The organism is Alicycliphilus denitrificans K601 (genome assembly GCF_000204645.1).
Lineage (GTDB): Bacteria > Pseudomonadota > Gammaproteobacteria > Burkholderiales > Burkholderiaceae_C > Alicycliphilus > Alicycliphilus denitrificans.
The window spans coordinates 3,700,551-3,714,746 of the sequence record NC_015422.1 but is presented as its reverse complement, the minus strand read 5'-3'; the positions used below and the strand labels follow the sequence as shown (position 1 = coordinate 3,714,746).

The following is a 14,196-nucleotide window of genomic DNA, read 5'->3' as shown; positions in this document are numbered from 1 at the left end:
GCCTGCCCGATGGCCCGCAGAGGGTCTTTGTTTTCATCGTGTCAAGGAAGGAGCTACATCATGAATTCGCTGGTCAGCCGTGGCAGTCTGTTCGACGATTTCTTCAAGGATTTCGCACCCGGTTTCTATGTGCGTCCGCTGCATGGCGACGGCCTGCCCGCGCCGTCGCAGATCAAGATCGACGTGAAGGAGGACGATGCCGCCTACACCGTGCATGCCGAGGTGCCGGGCGTGCCCAAGGAGGACATCAACGTCTCCATCGACGGCAACGTGGTGAGCCTGCGTGCCGAGGTGCGCCAGCACGACGAGAAGAAGGAAGGCGAGAAGGTGCTGCGCAGCGAGCGCTACTTCGGCTCCGTGGCGCGCAGCTTCCAGCTGCCCGTGGACGTGGACGCCGCCCAGGCCAAGGCCAGGTACGACAACGGCGTGCTCACGCTCACGCTGCCCAAGCTGCAGGGCGCCAGGGCCCAGCGGCTGGCGATCGAGTAAGCCGGGGTCATGCCCCCGGGCGGATGCCCTGCGCCGTCAGGTGCAGCACCCGGTCCGCCCGGGCCGCCGCGGCCTGCGAGTGGGTGACGAGCACGAGCGCGGCGCCATGTTCGCGGGTCTGGGCGATGAGCAGGTCCATGATCCGCGCCGCCGTGCCGGGGTCCAGGTTGCCCGTGGGCTCGTCGGCCAGCAGCAGGGCGGGGCGGTGCACCAGGGCCCGCGCGATGGCCACGCGCTGCAGCTGGCCGCCGCTGAGCTGCTGCGGCAGCCGCCCGCCCAGGCCCTCCAGGCCCACGGCGGCCAGCATCTGCTGCACGCGCGCCCCGTCGTGGCGGTCCAGCAGCAGCAGCGGCAGGCCCACGTTCTGCGCCACGTCCAGGTGCGGCAGCACGTGGAACGCCTGGAACACGAAGCCCACGTGCGCGCGGCGCCACAGGGCGCGCTGCGCGTCGTCGAGCGCGGCGAGGTCGGTGCCGCCGGCGTGCACGATGCGGCCCGCGTCCCAGCCGTCCAGCCCCGCCAGGCAGTTGAGCAGCGTGGACTTGCCCACGCCCGACTCGCCCACGATGGCGAGGAACTCCCCCGCGCGCAGCGTGAACTCCACGTTCTCGAACACGGTGGCTGCGCCGTAGCGCCTGGCCAGGGCCTGCACGCGCAGCAGCTCGTCCATCGGATTCAGGCGCCCAGGTGGCGGCGCACGGCCTGCAGCAGCCGGGCGGTGGCGTCGGGCGCGTCGCAGGCGATGGCGTGGCGCTGCGGCATGCTGCGCAGCCAGGTGATCTGCCGCTTGGCGAGCTGGCGCGTGGCGGCGATGCCGCGCTCGGGCAGGCTGGCCAGCGGGTGCAGTCCGTCGAGCGATTCCCACGCCTGGCGGTAGCCCACGCAGCGCATGCTGGGCAGGTCGGCGTGCAGGTCGCCGCGCGCGCGCAGGCGCATCACTTCGTCGAGGAAGCCCGCGGCCAGCATGGCGTGGAAGCGCAGGGCGATGCGCTCGTGCAGCCAGGCGCGGTCCTGCGGTTCCAAGGAAAAAAGGCTTGCAGCGCCCATGGGGCGGGCGCTGGCAGCTCCTGTTTTGGTAGTGTGGAAGCTCGACAGCGGCCGGCCCGAGATGTGCCACACCTCCAGCGCGCGCTGTATGCGCTGGCTGTCGCCGGGCGCCAGGCGCGCGGCGGTGGCAGGGTCCACGCGCGCCAGCTCGGCGTGCATGGCGGGCCAGCCGATGGCGGCGGCCTGCGCGTCCAGGCGCGCGCGCACGGCGGCGTCGGCGGGGGGCATGTCGTCCATGCCGTCCAGCAGCGCCTTGAAGTACAGCATGGTGCCGCCCACGAGCAGCGGCAGCGCGCCGCGCGCGCGGATCTCGGCGATGAGCCGCGTGGCGTCCTGCACGAACTCGGCGGCGCTGTAGGGCTGAAGCGGGTCGCGGATGTCGATGAGGTGGTGCGGCACGTGGGCCAGCTCCTCGCGCGTGGGCTTGGCCGTGCCTATGTCCATGCCGCGGTACACCAGGGCCGAGTCCACGCTGACGATCTCCACCGGCAGCTGCGGCGCCAGCGCATCGGCAATGGCGAAGGCGGCGGCCGTCTTGCCCGAGGCCGTGGGGCCGGCCAGCGCGACGGCGGGAATGCGTTCAGCGGGCATGGGCGGGCTCCGGTTCGGCGTGGCGCTGCACCAGCGTCCAGGCAATGGCCGCCAGCAGCACCGACCACAGCGCCACGCCCTGCACCAGCGGCCAGACGGTGCCGAGCAGCCGCCGGCACAGCAGCGTGCCCAGCAGGTAGGCCACGGCCGTGGACAGCAGCACCAGCCCGTATTGCGTGCGCGTGGTGCCCAGCACGCCGATGTACACGAAGGACGAGGCCGCCAGGAAGGTGAACAGCCCGCCATAGGTGGCCGTGGTGAGCAGCGAGAACGCCCAGAACGTGGGCGAGCGCAGCACCAGCGCCCAGGTGCGCGCGAGCGTGCCCGGGCGCAGCGCCACCAGGGCCAGCATGGCCACGGCGTAGGCGGTGAGCACCAGCAGCGCCGCGCGCCAGCCCAGCCATTCGGTCAGCAGCCCGCCCAGCGGCGCGCACAGGCAGGCCACGATGCCAAGGCCGGTGAGCGCCTTGGACATGGCGCGCGCGCCCGCCAGCGGCGTGTACAGGTCGCGCACGATGGCGCGCGCGCACATCACCGCAGCGCCCATGGCCAGGCCCTGGGCCGTGCGCCAGGCCACGAGCAGTGCCATGGTGGGCGCCAGCGCCGCACCCACCGAGGCCAGCGTATATACCGCCAGCCCCGCGAGCAGCACGGGCCTGCGGCCGAAGCGGTCCGACAGCGGCCCCCAGGCCAGCTGCGAGCAGCCGATGGCCAGCAGCAGCGCCGACAGCGTGAGCTGCCCCACGGCCACGGGCGCGCCCAGGCTGCGCGTGAGCGCGGGCAGGGCGGGCAGGTACAGGTCGGTGGCGACGGGCTGGATGCTCAGCAGCAGGGCCAGCACCACGATGGCGAGGCCGGGGGACACGGGCACGGCGGGCGCCTCCTGCGTGCCGATGGCGGCGGACGGGACGGACATGATGCGCGCGAGGGTAGCAGAGTCGGCGGCGTGCGGCGCCGGGCTCCCATCCCCGCGCCAGGGCCTGCCGGGCCATGCGGTGCAGGAATGCCGAATTTGTATGAAAATAGCCTGCATCGCCCTACAGACAAGCGGAAGCAGCTATGAAAAACATAGTTTTCGTCTGCCATCTCCGTACGCCATGATCTCTACAGTCGTCCCCATTCCCCTTCTCGTCCTCAACGGCATGTCGCAGCGGCACCTGGACCAGATCGGCCAGCGCTTCGACGTCTGCCATGCCCCTACGCCCGCGCAGCGCGCCCAGGCCATCGCCGGACAGGGCGCGCGCTTTCGTGCCGTGCTGACCATCGGCTCCGTCGGCCTCACGGCGCAGGAGATCGGCGCCATGCCGGCGCTGGAGCTGGTGTGCGTCCTGGGCGCGGGCTACGAGAACCTGGCGCTGGACGCGGCCCGCGCGCGCGGCATCGCGCTGGCCAACGGCGCCGGCACCAACGACGACTGCGTGGCCGACCATGCCTTCGGCCTGCTCATCGCCATCGTGCGCGGTATGCGTGCGCTGGACCGGCAGTGCCGCGCGGGCGTGTGGCGCGACGCCATCGGCCTGCCGCCCAATGTGTCGGGCAAGCGGCTGGGCATCTTCGGGCTGGGCACCATAGGCCGCAAGATCGCGCGCCGCGCGGCGGGCTTCGACATGGAGATCGGCTACCACAACCGCAGCCCGCGCGCCGACGTGCCGCATCGCTACTTCGGCAGCCTGCACGACCTGGCCGCCTGGTGCGACGTGCTGGTGTGCGCCACGCCCGGCGGCCCGGCCACGCACCACCGCGTGGATGCCGCGGTGCTGCAGGCCCTGGGCCCGCAGGGCTACCTGGTGAACATCGCGCGCGGCAGCGTGGTGGACACGCAGGCCCTGGCCGCCGCGCTGCGCGAGCGGCGCATCGCCGGCGCGGGGCTGGATGTGTACGAGAGCGAGCCCGCGCCACCGCAGGAGCTGATCCACCTGGACAACGTGCTGCTCACCCCGCACGTGGCCGGCTGGTCGCCCGAGGCCGTGCAGGCCAGCGTGAACCGCTTCCTGGCGAACGCCGAGGGCTACTTCGCGGGCCGCGGCGTGGTGTCTCCGATCTAAAGCGCCGCGCGCAGGCGCTCGGCGTAGCCTGCGAGCACGGCCGCCGGCGGCTCCTTGCGCGGCCAGGTGAGGGCGATGCCGTCGGCCTCGTGGCGCGGCACCACGTGCATGTGAAAGTGCGCCACGGTTTGGCCGCCCAGCGTGCCGTTGGCCTGCAGCAGCGTGAGTCCGGGCGGGTCGAAGACGGCCTGCACGGCCAGCGCCACGCGGTGCGCGGTCTGCATCACGGCGGCGGCTTCCTCGGGCGTCGCGTCCAGCAGCGTGGCCGCATGGCGCCGCGTGGCCACGAGCACATGGCCGGGCGTGACCTGGCCTATGTCCATGAAGGCGATGGTGAGCGCGTCCTCGTACACCTTGGCGCTGGGAATCTCGCCGGCCACCAGGCGGCAGAAGATGCACTGGCCGGGCGGCGAGGTGTCGACGAACATGGGCACGGCGGGGCTCCTTTTCTCTCGGTCGATGGGATGGTGCAGCATACGGCAGGCAAAACAAAGGGCACGCGGCGCCCGGCCGCGTGCCCTGCACGAGAGGAGCGAAAGATGCTCAGAAGCGGTGGCGTATGCCCACGCCGAAGCTGTTGCCCGTGGACTGGTTCGTGATCTTGTCGTTCATGTACATGGCATACACGTCCGTGCGCTTGGACAGGTAGTAGTCGTAGCCCAGCGTGAAGGTCTTGCGGTCGAGGTCGGAGAACGACAGGTCGGTCTTGGCCCAGGACGCCAGCAGGCTGCCGCCGGCCAGGGGGGCCGATGCGCCCACCTGCAGGGTCTTGGCCTTGTCGGGGTTGTTGTCGGCCTTGGCCTGGCCATAGCTCAGGTAGGGCTTGACCACCTTGAAGTCGTAGGCCGCGGCCAGCATCCAGTCCTTCTTGGTGGTGCCCAGGTAGGTGCCCTGGCCGGGGTTGCTGATCTGGGCGCGCTCGTAGAAGCCGGTCAGCGTCAGCGGGCCGCCGAAGTAGAAGAAGTTGGCGCCGACGTTCTTCTTGCCGTTGTCGCCCGCCTGCTCGCCGAACTGGTACTGCAGGTTGGCCTTGAAGCCGCCGATGTCGGGCGTGCTGTAGGCGATCTGGTTGCTCCAGCCCGTGTCGGAGGGCACCGTGGCCTTCCAGCCCGAGGCGTTGAACAGCGGCACGTCCATGTGCAGGATCAGCGGCGAGAAGGCGAACGAGTCGCCCATGGGGTTGCCGACCACCGAGGGCAGGAAGTTGGGCGCCATCCAGCGGCCCAGCAGCACGGAGCCGAAGCTGCCCGACAGGCTCACGTTGGCGTCGCGCGAGAAGAAGGTGTCGCCACCGAAGCGGCCCTGCGTGCCGTTGTCCACCTGGATGAACGAGGTGAGCTGGAAGTTGGCCTTCAGCCCGCCGCCCAGGTCTTCCGTGCCCTTGAAGCCGAACCACGAGGTGGTCATGCCGCCGCTGTTGACGACGGATTTGCGGCTGGCATCGCCGGCCATCTTCATGGAACCGGCGTACACGTCGGCCAGGCCGGTGACCTGGACGGAGCTTTGGGCGTAGGCGCCGGTGCAGCACAGCGCTGCCGCGGCCAGGGCAATGAGTTTCTTGGGCATGTGTAATCCTTTGGTGTCGCCGACGAAAACCGGCATGGGGCGTGCAGTTTGTATGCAATATTTGCACACACCGCCATCATCCGGAAATTTGCGCCGGGCGCATAGGCGATACAGGGTTTTGCCGGATTTTTTTGCATCATCCAGGCCCCGGCTGTTGCACAAACCACTACAAATGGGGTAGCGGGGTAGTGGTGCGGATTTGATTTCCCTCAAAGCGCGGGCTGTGTGTGCACGGCACAGTTGTGCCATGTTCCCGACTCCTTCCTCCGACCAGTCCGTACAGATCGAGGTAGCCACCGCGGGCGAGGTGCTGCGTGAACGCCACCAGCAGCCGGCATCCGTGCTGTACTTGGACAGCGGCCGCGTGCTTCTGGGCGTGCGCGAGGACGGCGTGATGCGCCACCAGCTGGGCGTGGTCGAGGGGCCGTTCTGGCTCGATGCCGCCACGGCCCTGCTGGATCAGCCCTGCGCCGTGGACATGGTGGCCGACACGCGCGTGCAGCTGCGCCGCATGCCGGTGGAGGAGTTCAAGCGCAGCTTCGACGCCCTGCCGCAGGCGGCCCAGGTGCTGGTGCGCGACATGGCCATCGGCTACTGCCAGCAGACCGAGCTGGCCGTGAGCCGCCTGGCCCAGGACGCCGAGGCGCGCTGCGCCCAATGGCTGCTGCGCCATGCGCACAACAGCGAGGACGGCGGGCTGCGCGTGACCCTGCATCAGCGCAAGCGCCTCATCGCCGCCCAGCTCGGCATCGCGCCCGAGACGCTGTCGCGCGTGCTGCGTCACCTGCGCGAGCATGGCCTCATCGCCGGCACGGGCAACGTGCTGAGCCTGCCGCAGCCGCGTGCGTTGCAAATGGTGGCTGGATTTTAGATAGCTTTCCTCAATTGCCGCCTTTTGCGCGCAATTCGTAAACAGATTTGCCTGTTCTCAACAAAACGGGCGAATCTGCATCCGCCTGTTTCGATCTCGTCGTTTCCAGGACACGCTTCAGGGTTTTTCCTGCACGGTTTCCAGGGTTCCACCCAGGCTGGGGCATGAGGGTGCTGCTTATATTGGTCTGGATTCCGGTGCTGCGCCGGACCTCCAAGAACCAGTAGCGATGCCACGCGCCATACCCGATTTCTTCGCCAAGGGTGCTTCGACCGCGGAGCGCCCATGACCCGGCCCGAGCACGCCCCCGCACTGTGGGAGCAGGAGTCCGAGGATGCGGGTTCGCCGCCGTGGTTTCCCGGGCCGCTGGTGCGCAAGCTGCTGCTGGTGGCGGCGGCGGCCATCGTGCTGTCCGGCGCCCTGGCCGCCTGGTGGGTGTCGCACGCCATCGCCCAGGATTCCATGGACCGCCTGGTGAGCCAGCAGAACGACGAGGTGGAGCTGGTGGCGCGCCTGCTGGCCAGCAAGATCGAGCAAAGTCAGAAGGTGCTCTCCACGGTGGCCGACAGCATCACGCCCGAGATGCTGGACTCGCCCGCCTCGCTGGAATGGCTGCTGCAGCAGGGCCTGCCGGCCGTGCGCTTCTTCGATGCCATGCAGGTGGCGCGCAAGGATGGCGACCTGAGGGTCAACCTGCGCTACGGCAAGCTCGCCAAGGCCTCCGACCTCGACCCGGCCGAGCGCGACTACCTGGTGCGCACGCTGCTCAACGGCAAGCCCCTGGTCTCGGGCCTGATAGGCAGCACCGCGGCCGACGCCCGCGTGATGTTCACCATGCCGCTGCTGCGCGCCGAGGGGCGTGTGATGGGCGCCGTGGCCGGCGTGCTGCGGCTGCAGTCCCAGGGGCTGCTGCCGCACTCGCTGGCGCTGCCCGAGCGCAGCGAGTCGCGGCTCATCGTGTTCACGCGCGATGGGGTGATCCTCTCGCACCCCACCCTGGAGCGCGTGCTGGGCAAGGTGAGCGACGAGCCCGGCCTGGGCGAGGTCTACGCGCAATGGCGCAGTGCCGACCAGCCGCTGGCCGCGGGCGCCACGACGCAGCTGCAGGGGACCCATGTGGTGAGCCTGGCCAGCGTGCCCATGCCCCAGTGGCTGGTGGCTCGCGTGAGCGATGCGCAGGCTATGCTGGAGCCGCTGCACGGCGCGCAGCGCCGCGCCTGGTGGCTGGCGGCCGAGGCCACTGGGGCGGTCTGCGTGCTGGCCGTGCTGGCCATGGTCTGGTTGGCGCGGCCGCTGGCCCTGCTGCGCCAGCGCGCCAGGGCGGTGCTGGAGGCCGAAGACAGGGAGGAAGAAGGCGCGGGAGAGGCCGGCGCAGACGGGCCCTGGCCGCGCTCGTCGGGCGAGGTGGACGACGTGGTGCGCGTATGCGCCCGGCTGCTGGAGAGCAGGCGCCTGGGCTGGCGCGGCGCGCAGGTGGTGGAGCGCCAATTGCAGGCGGTGCTCGATCATGTGCCGCTGGGCATTGCGCTCACGCGCGCCGAGCATGTGGAGGTCGTGAGTCTGCAGGCTTGCCGCCTGCTGGGCTACACGCCGGCGCAGCTGCAGGGGCACAGCCTGCTCGCGCTGCTGGCCCCGCAGGAGGGTGGGGTGGATGTGGCGCAGCGGGTGCATGCGGAGTTCGCCGCGCATGGCGTTTTCGATGGCGAGCTGCCCTTGCTGCGCCAGGACGGCGGCACGCTGTGGGTGCGCGCGCAGGGCCAGCCGGTGCAGCCCGGCGATCCCGCGCGTGGACAGGTGTGGACGCTGGAAGACTGCACCGCCGAGCGCGAGGCGCGGCTGCAGCAGGCCTGGGAGCGCACGCACGACCCGCTGACCCAGCTACTCGACCGCACCGAGTTCAAGCGGCGCCTGCAGGTGCTGCTGGCCGAGCGCGCGCAGCGCGGGCCGCAGCAGCAGCCCGACGATGGCGGCGGCGTGCTGCTGTTCCTGGACCTGGACCATTTCACGGTGGTCAACGACGTGGCCGGCCGCGACGTGGGCGACGCCGTGCTGAGCCACCTAGTACAACATCCCTGAAATACATTTATGTATTTCAGGATTCAAGATAGGACGCCAGGAGAGTGGCGACGAGCTCGGCGGTCTGCTTCAGGTCGGCAGCGGGGGCCGGCAAAGGCTCCCAGCGGCCGGTGTGGCTGCGAAACGCTGCCGTGTACTTGTTGCGAGCGACCTCGCTCAAGCGTGCCACGGTATCGACGTCGTCGTCGCGGTGCATCTGGATCAGCAGGTGCTTGCCATAGGGACGCACATGGGCCGCGGTGCGGCCGGTGAATTCGGCGAGATGGCGCTGCAGCTCAGCGGCGCTTGCTTGGGCGAGGGGTGTGGGCATGGCGGGTGAACCTCCTGGGTTCGCCAGTTTGCAGCTCGAAGCCGGCGAACGTCCACTTGAACGGCTTGGGCGAGACGTTGCGCTGTGCGATGAAGGCCTCGGTGCGCTGGCGCAGATGCTGGGTGGAGGTATGGCTGGCGTGGCGCAGGACGCGGCGCGAGTAGATGCCGAACAGCAGTTCGATCTGGTTGACCCAACTGGCATGCAGCGGCGTGAAGTGAAAGACGAAGCGCTCACCGTGCCGGCTGTTGAAATCAGCCCACACCGCCTGCGCGCGGTGCGTGTTCAGGTTGTCCCAGATGACGTGCACGGTGCCCTGGGGATAGGCGCATGCCACCTCCTCCATGAAGGCCACCAGATCGTCCTGGGTGCGTCTGTCGGTGCAGCGGCCCAGCACCCGGCCGGAATGCACGTCCAGCGCGGCCGTCAGCGCCTGCGTGCCATGCCGGATGTACTCGAATTCGCGGCGGCGTGCGCGCCCAGGCTGCGGGGCGCGGTCGGCATGCTTGCGCTCGATCGCCTGGATGCCGGTCTTCTCGTCGATGCTCAGCACCACCGAACCCAAGGGCTGCTGGCGGTACAACTCACAGATGGCGTTGACCTTCTCGCGAAACTGCGGGTCAGGACTGTGCAGCCACTGCCGCACGCGGTGCGGGCGCACATCGCCGGCTTGCAAGATGCGCTGCAGGTGACTGCGGCTGATGTGCGGCACGACCCCGCGCTGCACGGCGCGCTCGCACAACTCATTCAGCGTCGGCGTGGCCCGGCCAAGACCTTCGGCCGGCTCGCACGCCAGGGCCAGCAGTTGCAGCCGCTGCGCGTCAGCGATGCGCCGCGGTCGCCCGGGACGCTGGACCTCACGCAGCCCCGCCATGCCTTGGCTCGCCACGCGGCTGCGCCACTTCGACACGCTGGGCAGCGACAGGCCCAGCGACGCAGCGATCGCCGCCGTCGTCAGACCCTCGTCGGCCATCAGCGCGATCTTGGCTCGCACGACGTCGCGCTGGGCTGCCGTGCTCTGGCGCACCAACGCTTCGAGCGCCTCGCGCTCCTTCTTTGACAGCTTGACAACTTGTGCTCGACGGCCTCGCCTCATGAGGCGTCGAGCTTACATCAAAAACCCCTTATAGAAAACATATTTACGGGATGTTGTACTAGCGCGCCTGCTCGAATCCGAGGTGCGCCAGACCGGCTGGGCCGCGCGCCTGGGGGGGGACGAATTCGCCGTGCTCCTGCCCGGCGCCACCCTGGCGCGCGGCGAGGCCGTGGCCGAGCGGCTGCGTGCCGCCGTGCAGGCCTGGGAACCCGCCTTCCAGGGGCGCAGCTTCACGCTGGGCCTGAGCATAGGCTTGGTGCCCCTGGTGCCGGGGCTGCGCGAGGTGTCGGCCGTGCTCCACGCGGCCGACATGGCCTGCTACGAGGCCAAGCGTGCGGGGCGCAACCGCATCCACCTGGGCGAGGTGCGCGCGCTGGCGTGACGGCGGCGGCGTGCGGGGCGCGCCGGACCAGGATCGCGTCGCTACCAAAAGGCTAGCTGCTGGCGCGCATCGGGTCGGCGCCACATCTGGTTTTGATTCAAGGGAGCGCAGCAAAAAACTAGGAGACAATCGCGCCATGAATCCCATCCCCCACTCTGCCTCCGCCGCCCCGGCCGCGGGCGAGCCGCCGCGGCTGCAGTTGACGGGCATCACCAAGAGGTATCCGGCCGTGGTGGCCAACGATGGCGTGTCGCTCACGGTGCGGCCCGGCGAGGTGCACGCGGTGCTGGGCGAGAACGGCGCCGGCAAGTCCACGCTGATGAAGATCATCTACGGCGCCGTCAAGCCCGATGCCGGGCAGATGCTGTTCGACGGCCGGCCCGTGCAGGTGCGCAATCCGCAGGAGGCGCGCCAGCTCGGCATCGCCATGGTGTTCCAGCATTTCAGCCTGTTCGACACGCTCACCGTGGCCGAGAACGTCTGGCTGGGCCAGGACAAGAGCGTGCCGCTGGCCGAGGTGGCGCGGCGCATCAGCGCCACGGCGGCCGAGTACGGGCTCGACATAGACCCGCAGCGCCCCGTGCACACCCTGAGCGTGGGCGAGATGCAGCGCGTGGAGATCATCCGGGCGCTGCTCACTGCGCCCAGGCTGCTGATCCTGGACGAGCCCACCTCGGTGCTCACGCCGCAGGCGGTGGACAAGCTCTTCGTGGTGCTGCGCAAACTGGCCAGCGAGGGCTGCAGCATCCTTTACATCAGCCACAAGCTGCACGAGATACGCGCGCTGTGCACCGCCTGCACGGTGATGCGCGGGGGCAAGGTCACGGGGGTGTGCGACCCGTCGCAGGAGTCCAACGCCTCGCTGTCGCGCATGATGATCGGCGCCGAGCCGCCGCAGCTCGCGCACCGCGCGCAGGTCCCGGGCGAGGTGGTGCTGCGCACCCGCGCGCTGAGCCTGCCGGTGGCCGACCCGTTCGGCGTGGCGCTCATCGACATCGAGCTGGCCGTGCGCGCCGGCGAGGTGGTGGGCATTGCTGGCATCTCGGGCAACGGGCAGAAGGAGCTGCTCCAGGCCCTGTCGGGCGAGGACCGGCGCGCCGAGGCCGCCATGGTGCAGCTGTCGGGCAGGAACGCCGGGCGCCTGGGCCCGCGCCGCAGGCGCGCCCTGGGCCTGCACTTCGTGCCCGAGGAGCGCTTGGGCCGCGGCGCCGTGCCCACCATGGGCCTGGCGCACAACCTGTTGCTCACGCGCGGCGATGCCGTGGGGGCGGGCGGCTGGCTGCGCATGGGGCGGCTGCGGGAGCAGGCGCGCGGCATCATCGCGCGCTTCCAGGTCAAAGCGGGCGGGCCCGACGCGGCGGCCCAGTCGCTGTCGGGCGGTAACCTGCAGAAATTCATCGTGGGCCGCGAGATCGACGCCGGCCCGAAGCTGCTCATCGTCGCGCAGCCCACCTGGGGCGTGGACGTGGGTGCGGCCGCGCAGATCCGCGGCGAGATATTGCGGCTGCGCGACCAGGGCTGCGCGGTGCTGGTGCTGAGCGAGGAGCTGGACGAATTGTTCGAGATCTGTGACCGGCTGCACGTGCTGGCCAAGGGGCGGCTGTCGCCCAGCGTTCCGCGCGCCGAGGCGACGGTTGCGCGCATCGGCGAATGGATGAGCGGGCTGTGGCACGCCGAGGTGCAGGCACATCTGGGCGCGGGGGAGGTCGGCCATGCTCAAGCTTGAGGCGCGCCCCCAGGCCTCGCGCCTGTGGTCCTACGGCTCGCCGCTGCTGGCGCTGGCGATCACGGTGCTGATCGGCGTGGCGCTGTTCGCGGCCCTGGGCAAGGACCCGGTGCGCGGCCTGCAGGTGTTCTTCTGGGAGCCCGTCAAGTCGCCGTACGCGCTGGGCGAGCTGGCCCTGAAGGCCACGCCGCTCCTGCTCGTCGCCCTGGGGCTGGCCGTGTGCTTCCGCTCGAACATCTGGAACATCGGGGCCGAGGGGCAGTTCGTAATCGGCGCCGTGGCCGCCGGCGGCATCGCCCTGCTGGCCGACAAGACCACGGGGCCGTGGATCGTGCCGGCCATCCTGGTGGCCGGCGTGCTCGGCGGCATGGCGTGGGCGGGCATCACGGCGCTGCTGCGCGACCGCTTCAACGCCAACGAGATCCTGGTCAGCCTGATGCTGGTCTACGTGGCCACGCTGCTGTTGGGCTACCTGGTGTATGGGCCCTGGAAGGACCCCATGGGCTACAACTTCCCGCAGACGCGCATGTTTGAGCGCGTCACGCAGATGCCCAAGCTGTTCGTGGGCTCGCGCGTGACCATAGGCCTGCCGCTGGCGCTCGTGGGCAGTGCGCTGCTGTGGGTGTTCCTGTTTCGCACGCGCGCGGGCTTTGCGCTGCAGGTGGGCGGGCTGGCGCCGGCCGCGGCGCGCTACGCGGGCTTTTCGTCGCGCCGTGCGCTGTGGGCGGCGCTGCTGATCTCCGGCGCCACGGCGGGCCTGGCCGGCGCGCTGGAGGTGGCGGGGCCCATAGGCCAGCTCACGCCCTACGTGCCGGCGGGCTATGGCTTCGCGGCCATCATCGTGGCCTTCGTGGGGCGCCTGCACCCGGTTGGCATGGTGTTCTCGGCGCTGCTCATGAGCATGTTCTACATCGGCGGCGAGCTCGCGCAGTCGCGCCTGGGTTTGCCGAAATCGCTCACGGGGGTGTTCCAGGGCCTGCTGTTGTTCACGCTGCTGGCCTGTGACACGCTGATCGCCTACCGCGTGCGCTGGGTGGGTGCGCGGGGAGGGCTGCGCTGATGGAATCGTACGCATTGCTGCTGGGCAGCACGCTGAGTGCCGGCACCGTGCTGGCCATTGCCGCGCTGGGCCTCCTGATCAACGAGAAGGCGGGCATCGTCAACCTGGGGGCCGAGGGCATGATGCTGTGCGCGGCCATCGCCGCCTTTGCGACCGTGGTCCACACGGGCAGCTTCGCGCTGGGCCTGCTCGCAGGCATGGCCGCGGGCGCGGTGCTGGCGGCGCTGTTCGGCGTGCTGGTGATCTGGTTCAACACCAACCAGTACGCCACGGGGCTGGCGCTGTCGCTGTTCGGCGTGGGCTTCTCGGCCTTCGTGGGCATCGGCTACGTGCAGGCCAAGCTGCCCGACACGCCCAAGTTCTCGTGGCCCCTGCTGGGTGACCTGCCCGTGGTGGGGCAGGCCCTGTTCAGGCACCACCCGCTGGTCTACCTGACCATGGTGCTGGTGGCGCTGATGGTGTGGTTCCTGTACCGCACGCGTGCCGGCCTGGTGCTGCGCTCGGTCGGCGAGTCGCCCGAGTCGGCCCATGCGCTGGGCTACCCGGTGCGCCGCATACGCCTGGGCGCAGTGATGGCCGGCGGCGCGCTGTGCGGGCTGGCCGGGGCCTACATCTCCACCGTCTACACGCCGCTATGGGTGGAGGGCATGGTGGCCGGGCGCGGCTGGATCGCGCTGGCGCTGACCACCTTCGCCACCTGGCGGCCCGCGCGCGTGCTGCTGGGCGCCTATCTGTTCGGCGGCGTGACCATGCTGCAGTTCCACCTGCAAGCCACGGGGGTGCAGGTGGCCAGCCAGCTCCTGTCCATGCTGCCCTACCTGGCCACCATCGTGGTGCTGGCGCTCATCTCGCGCAATCCGGCCTGGATACGTGCCAATATGCCGGCCTCGCTGGGCAAGCCCTTTCACCCCGGAAGCTGATTTCTATCCGTTGACCA

The 14,196-nt window shown here is 70.1% G+C and carries 14 protein-coding genes and 1 pseudogene; 8 read left to right on the top strand and 7 right to left on the bottom strand.

Annotation, left to right across the window (positions count from 1 at the left end):
* Nucleotides 1-60 precede the first annotated feature (60 nt).
* Nucleotides 61-489, top strand: a complete 429-nt coding sequence (locus ALIDE2_RS17750; protein WP_013722788.1) for an Hsp20/alpha crystallin family protein — start codon at nt 61-63, stop codon at nt 487-489.
* A gap of 7 nt (nt 490-496) precedes the next feature.
* Here the strand turns inward: ALIDE2_RS17750 and ALIDE2_RS17745 are convergent, their stop codons facing one another.
* From ALIDE2_RS17745 to ALIDE2_RS17735, 3 genes are read right to left on the bottom strand one after another with little or no spacing between them, the layout of a single operon-like run.
* Entirely contained in the window at nt 497-1,159 is a 663-nt protein-coding gene (locus tag ALIDE2_RS17745; protein ID WP_013722787.1) for an ABC transporter ATP-binding protein, read from the bottom strand.
* A gap of 5 nt (nt 1,160-1,164) precedes the next feature.
* Nucleotides 1,165-2,127 (bottom strand): tRNA (adenosine(37)-N6)-dimethylallyltransferase MiaA, encoded by a 963-nt coding sequence (miaA, locus tag ALIDE2_RS17740; protein ID WP_013722786.1) that lies wholly within the window; start codon nt 2,125-2,127, stop codon nt 1,165-1,167.
* A complete protein-coding gene (locus tag ALIDE2_RS17735) occupies nt 2,117-3,043 on the bottom strand; it encodes an MFS transporter (protein WP_013722785.1) in 927 nt (308 codons plus the stop codon). Before ALIDE2_RS17735 ends, miaA begins: the two co-directional genes overlap by 11 nt.
* Nucleotides 3,044-3,224: 181 nt before the next feature.
* On the opposite strand from ALIDE2_RS17735, the gene ALIDE2_RS17730 reads away from it, so the two are divergent.
* The gene (locus ALIDE2_RS17730) at nt 3,225-4,172 is read left to right on the top strand and encodes a 2-hydroxyacid dehydrogenase (RefSeq protein ID WP_013722784.1); all 948 of its coding nucleotides are present in this window, start codon (nt 3,225-3,227) and stop codon (nt 4,170-4,172) included.
* Here the strand turns inward: ALIDE2_RS17730 and ALIDE2_RS17725 are convergent.
* Both ALIDE2_RS17725 and ALIDE2_RS17720 read right to left on the bottom strand, forming a co-directional pair.
* The gene (locus ALIDE2_RS17725; protein WP_013722783.1) at nt 4,169-4,606 is read right to left on the bottom strand and encodes an HIT family protein; all 438 of its coding nucleotides are present in this window, start codon (nt 4,604-4,606) and stop codon (nt 4,169-4,171) included. The genes ALIDE2_RS17730 and ALIDE2_RS17725 overlap by 4 nt on opposite strands.
* A 109-nt stretch (nt 4,607-4,715) precedes the next feature.
* Entirely contained in the window at nt 4,716-5,738 is a 1,023-nt protein-coding gene (locus ALIDE2_RS17720; protein ID WP_013518239.1) for a porin, read from the bottom strand.
* 247 nt (nt 5,739-5,985) lie between these two features.
* On the opposite strand from ALIDE2_RS17720, the gene ALIDE2_RS17715 reads away from it, so the two are divergent.
* Both ALIDE2_RS17715 and ALIDE2_RS17710 read left to right on the top strand, forming a co-directional pair.
* Nucleotides 5,986-6,609: a Crp/Fnr family transcriptional regulator gene (locus ALIDE2_RS17715; protein ID WP_013518240.1), complete on the top strand. Its 624-nt coding sequence runs from the start codon at nt 5,986-5,988 to the stop codon at nt 6,607-6,609.
* Between the two features lie 285 nt (nt 6,610-6,894).
* A complete protein-coding gene (locus tag ALIDE2_RS17710; RefSeq protein WP_085945351.1) occupies nt 6,895-8,685 on the top strand; it encodes a cache domain-containing protein in 1,791 nt (596 codons plus the stop codon).
* Between the two features lie 16 nt (nt 8,686-8,701).
* On the opposite strand, the gene ALIDE2_RS17705 is transcribed toward ALIDE2_RS17710, so the two are convergent.
* A complete protein-coding gene (locus ALIDE2_RS17705; RefSeq protein WP_013721274.1) occupies nt 8,702-8,995 on the bottom strand; it encodes a hypothetical protein in 294 nt (97 codons plus the stop codon).
* Nucleotides 8,961-10,091 (bottom strand): IS630 family transposase, encoded by a 1,131-nt coding sequence (locus ALIDE2_RS17700; RefSeq protein ID WP_013721273.1) that lies wholly within the window; start codon nt 10,089-10,091, stop codon nt 8,961-8,963. The genes ALIDE2_RS17705 and ALIDE2_RS17700 overlap by 35 nt, the downstream gene beginning before the upstream one ends.
* Before the next feature lie 58 nt (nt 10,092-10,149).
* Between ALIDE2_RS17700 and ALIDE2_RS17695 the strand changes: the two are divergent.
* The 4 genes and pseudogenes from ALIDE2_RS17695 to ALIDE2_RS17680 all read left to right on the top strand — a co-directional run.
* Nucleotides 10,150-10,473, top strand: a pseudogene (locus ALIDE2_RS17695) (GGDEF domain-containing protein); the annotation flags it as partial.
* Between the two features lie 136 nt (nt 10,474-10,609).
* Nucleotides 10,610-12,199, top strand: a complete 1,590-nt coding sequence (locus tag ALIDE2_RS17690; RefSeq protein ID WP_013518242.1) for an ABC transporter ATP-binding protein — start codon at nt 10,610-10,612, stop codon at nt 12,197-12,199.
* Nucleotides 12,186-13,259, top strand: coding sequence for an ABC transporter permease (locus tag ALIDE2_RS17685; RefSeq protein WP_013518243.1), 1,074 nt, complete (start codon nt 12,186-12,188; stop codon nt 13,257-13,259). The genes ALIDE2_RS17690 and ALIDE2_RS17685 overlap by 14 nt, the downstream gene beginning before the upstream one ends.
* Entirely contained in the window at nt 13,259-14,179 is a 921-nt protein-coding gene (locus ALIDE2_RS17680; protein WP_013518244.1) for an ABC transporter permease, read from the top strand. The genes ALIDE2_RS17685 and ALIDE2_RS17680 overlap by 1 nt, the downstream gene beginning before the upstream one ends.
* Nucleotides 14,180-14,196 lie beyond the last annotated feature (17 nt).

Bases quoted from the DNA above. Each gene is read 5' to 3' on its own strand.
- ALIDE2_RS17750 (WP_013722788.1), top strand. From the start codon at position 61: ATGAATTCGCTGGTCAGCCGTGGCAGTCTGTTCGACGATTTCTTCAAG.
- ALIDE2_RS17745 (WP_013722787.1), bottom strand. From the start codon at position 1,159: ATGGACGAGCTGCTGCGCGTGCAGGCCCTGGCCAGGCGCTACGGCGCA.
- miaA (WP_013722786.1), bottom strand. From the start codon at position 2,127: ATGCCCGCTGAACGCATTCCCGCCGTCGCGCTGGCCGGCCCCACGGCC.
- ALIDE2_RS17735 (WP_013722785.1), bottom strand. From the start codon at position 3,043: ATGTCCGTCCCGTCCGCCGCCATCGGCACGCAGGAGGCGCCCGCCGTG.
- ALIDE2_RS17730 (WP_013722784.1), top strand. From the start codon at position 3,225: ATGATCTCTACAGTCGTCCCCATTCCCCTTCTCGTCCTCAACGGCATG.
- ALIDE2_RS17720 (WP_013518239.1), bottom strand. From the start codon at position 5,738: ATGCCCAAGAAACTCATTGCCCTGGCCGCGGCAGCGCTGTGCTGCACC.
- ALIDE2_RS17715 (WP_013518240.1), top strand. From the start codon at position 5,986: ATGTTCCCGACTCCTTCCTCCGACCAGTCCGTACAGATCGAGGTAGCC.
- ALIDE2_RS17710 (WP_085945351.1), top strand. From the start codon at position 6,895: ATGACCCGGCCCGAGCACGCCCCCGCACTGTGGGAGCAGGAGTCCGAG.
- ALIDE2_RS17705 (WP_013721274.1), bottom strand. From the start codon at position 8,995: ATGCCCACACCCCTCGCCCAAGCAAGCGCCGCTGAGCTGCAGCGCCAT.
- ALIDE2_RS17700 (WP_013721273.1), bottom strand. From the start codon at position 10,091: ATGAGGCGAGGCCGTCGAGCACAAGTTGTCAAGCTGTCAAAGAAGGAG.
- ALIDE2_RS17690 (WP_013518242.1), top strand. From the start codon at position 10,610: ATGAATCCCATCCCCCACTCTGCCTCCGCCGCCCCGGCCGCGGGCGAG.
- ALIDE2_RS17685 (WP_013518243.1), top strand. From the start codon at position 12,186: ATGCTCAAGCTTGAGGCGCGCCCCCAGGCCTCGCGCCTGTGGTCCTAC.
- ALIDE2_RS17680 (WP_013518244.1), top strand. From the start codon at position 13,259: ATGGAATCGTACGCATTGCTGCTGGGCAGCACGCTGAGTGCCGGCACC.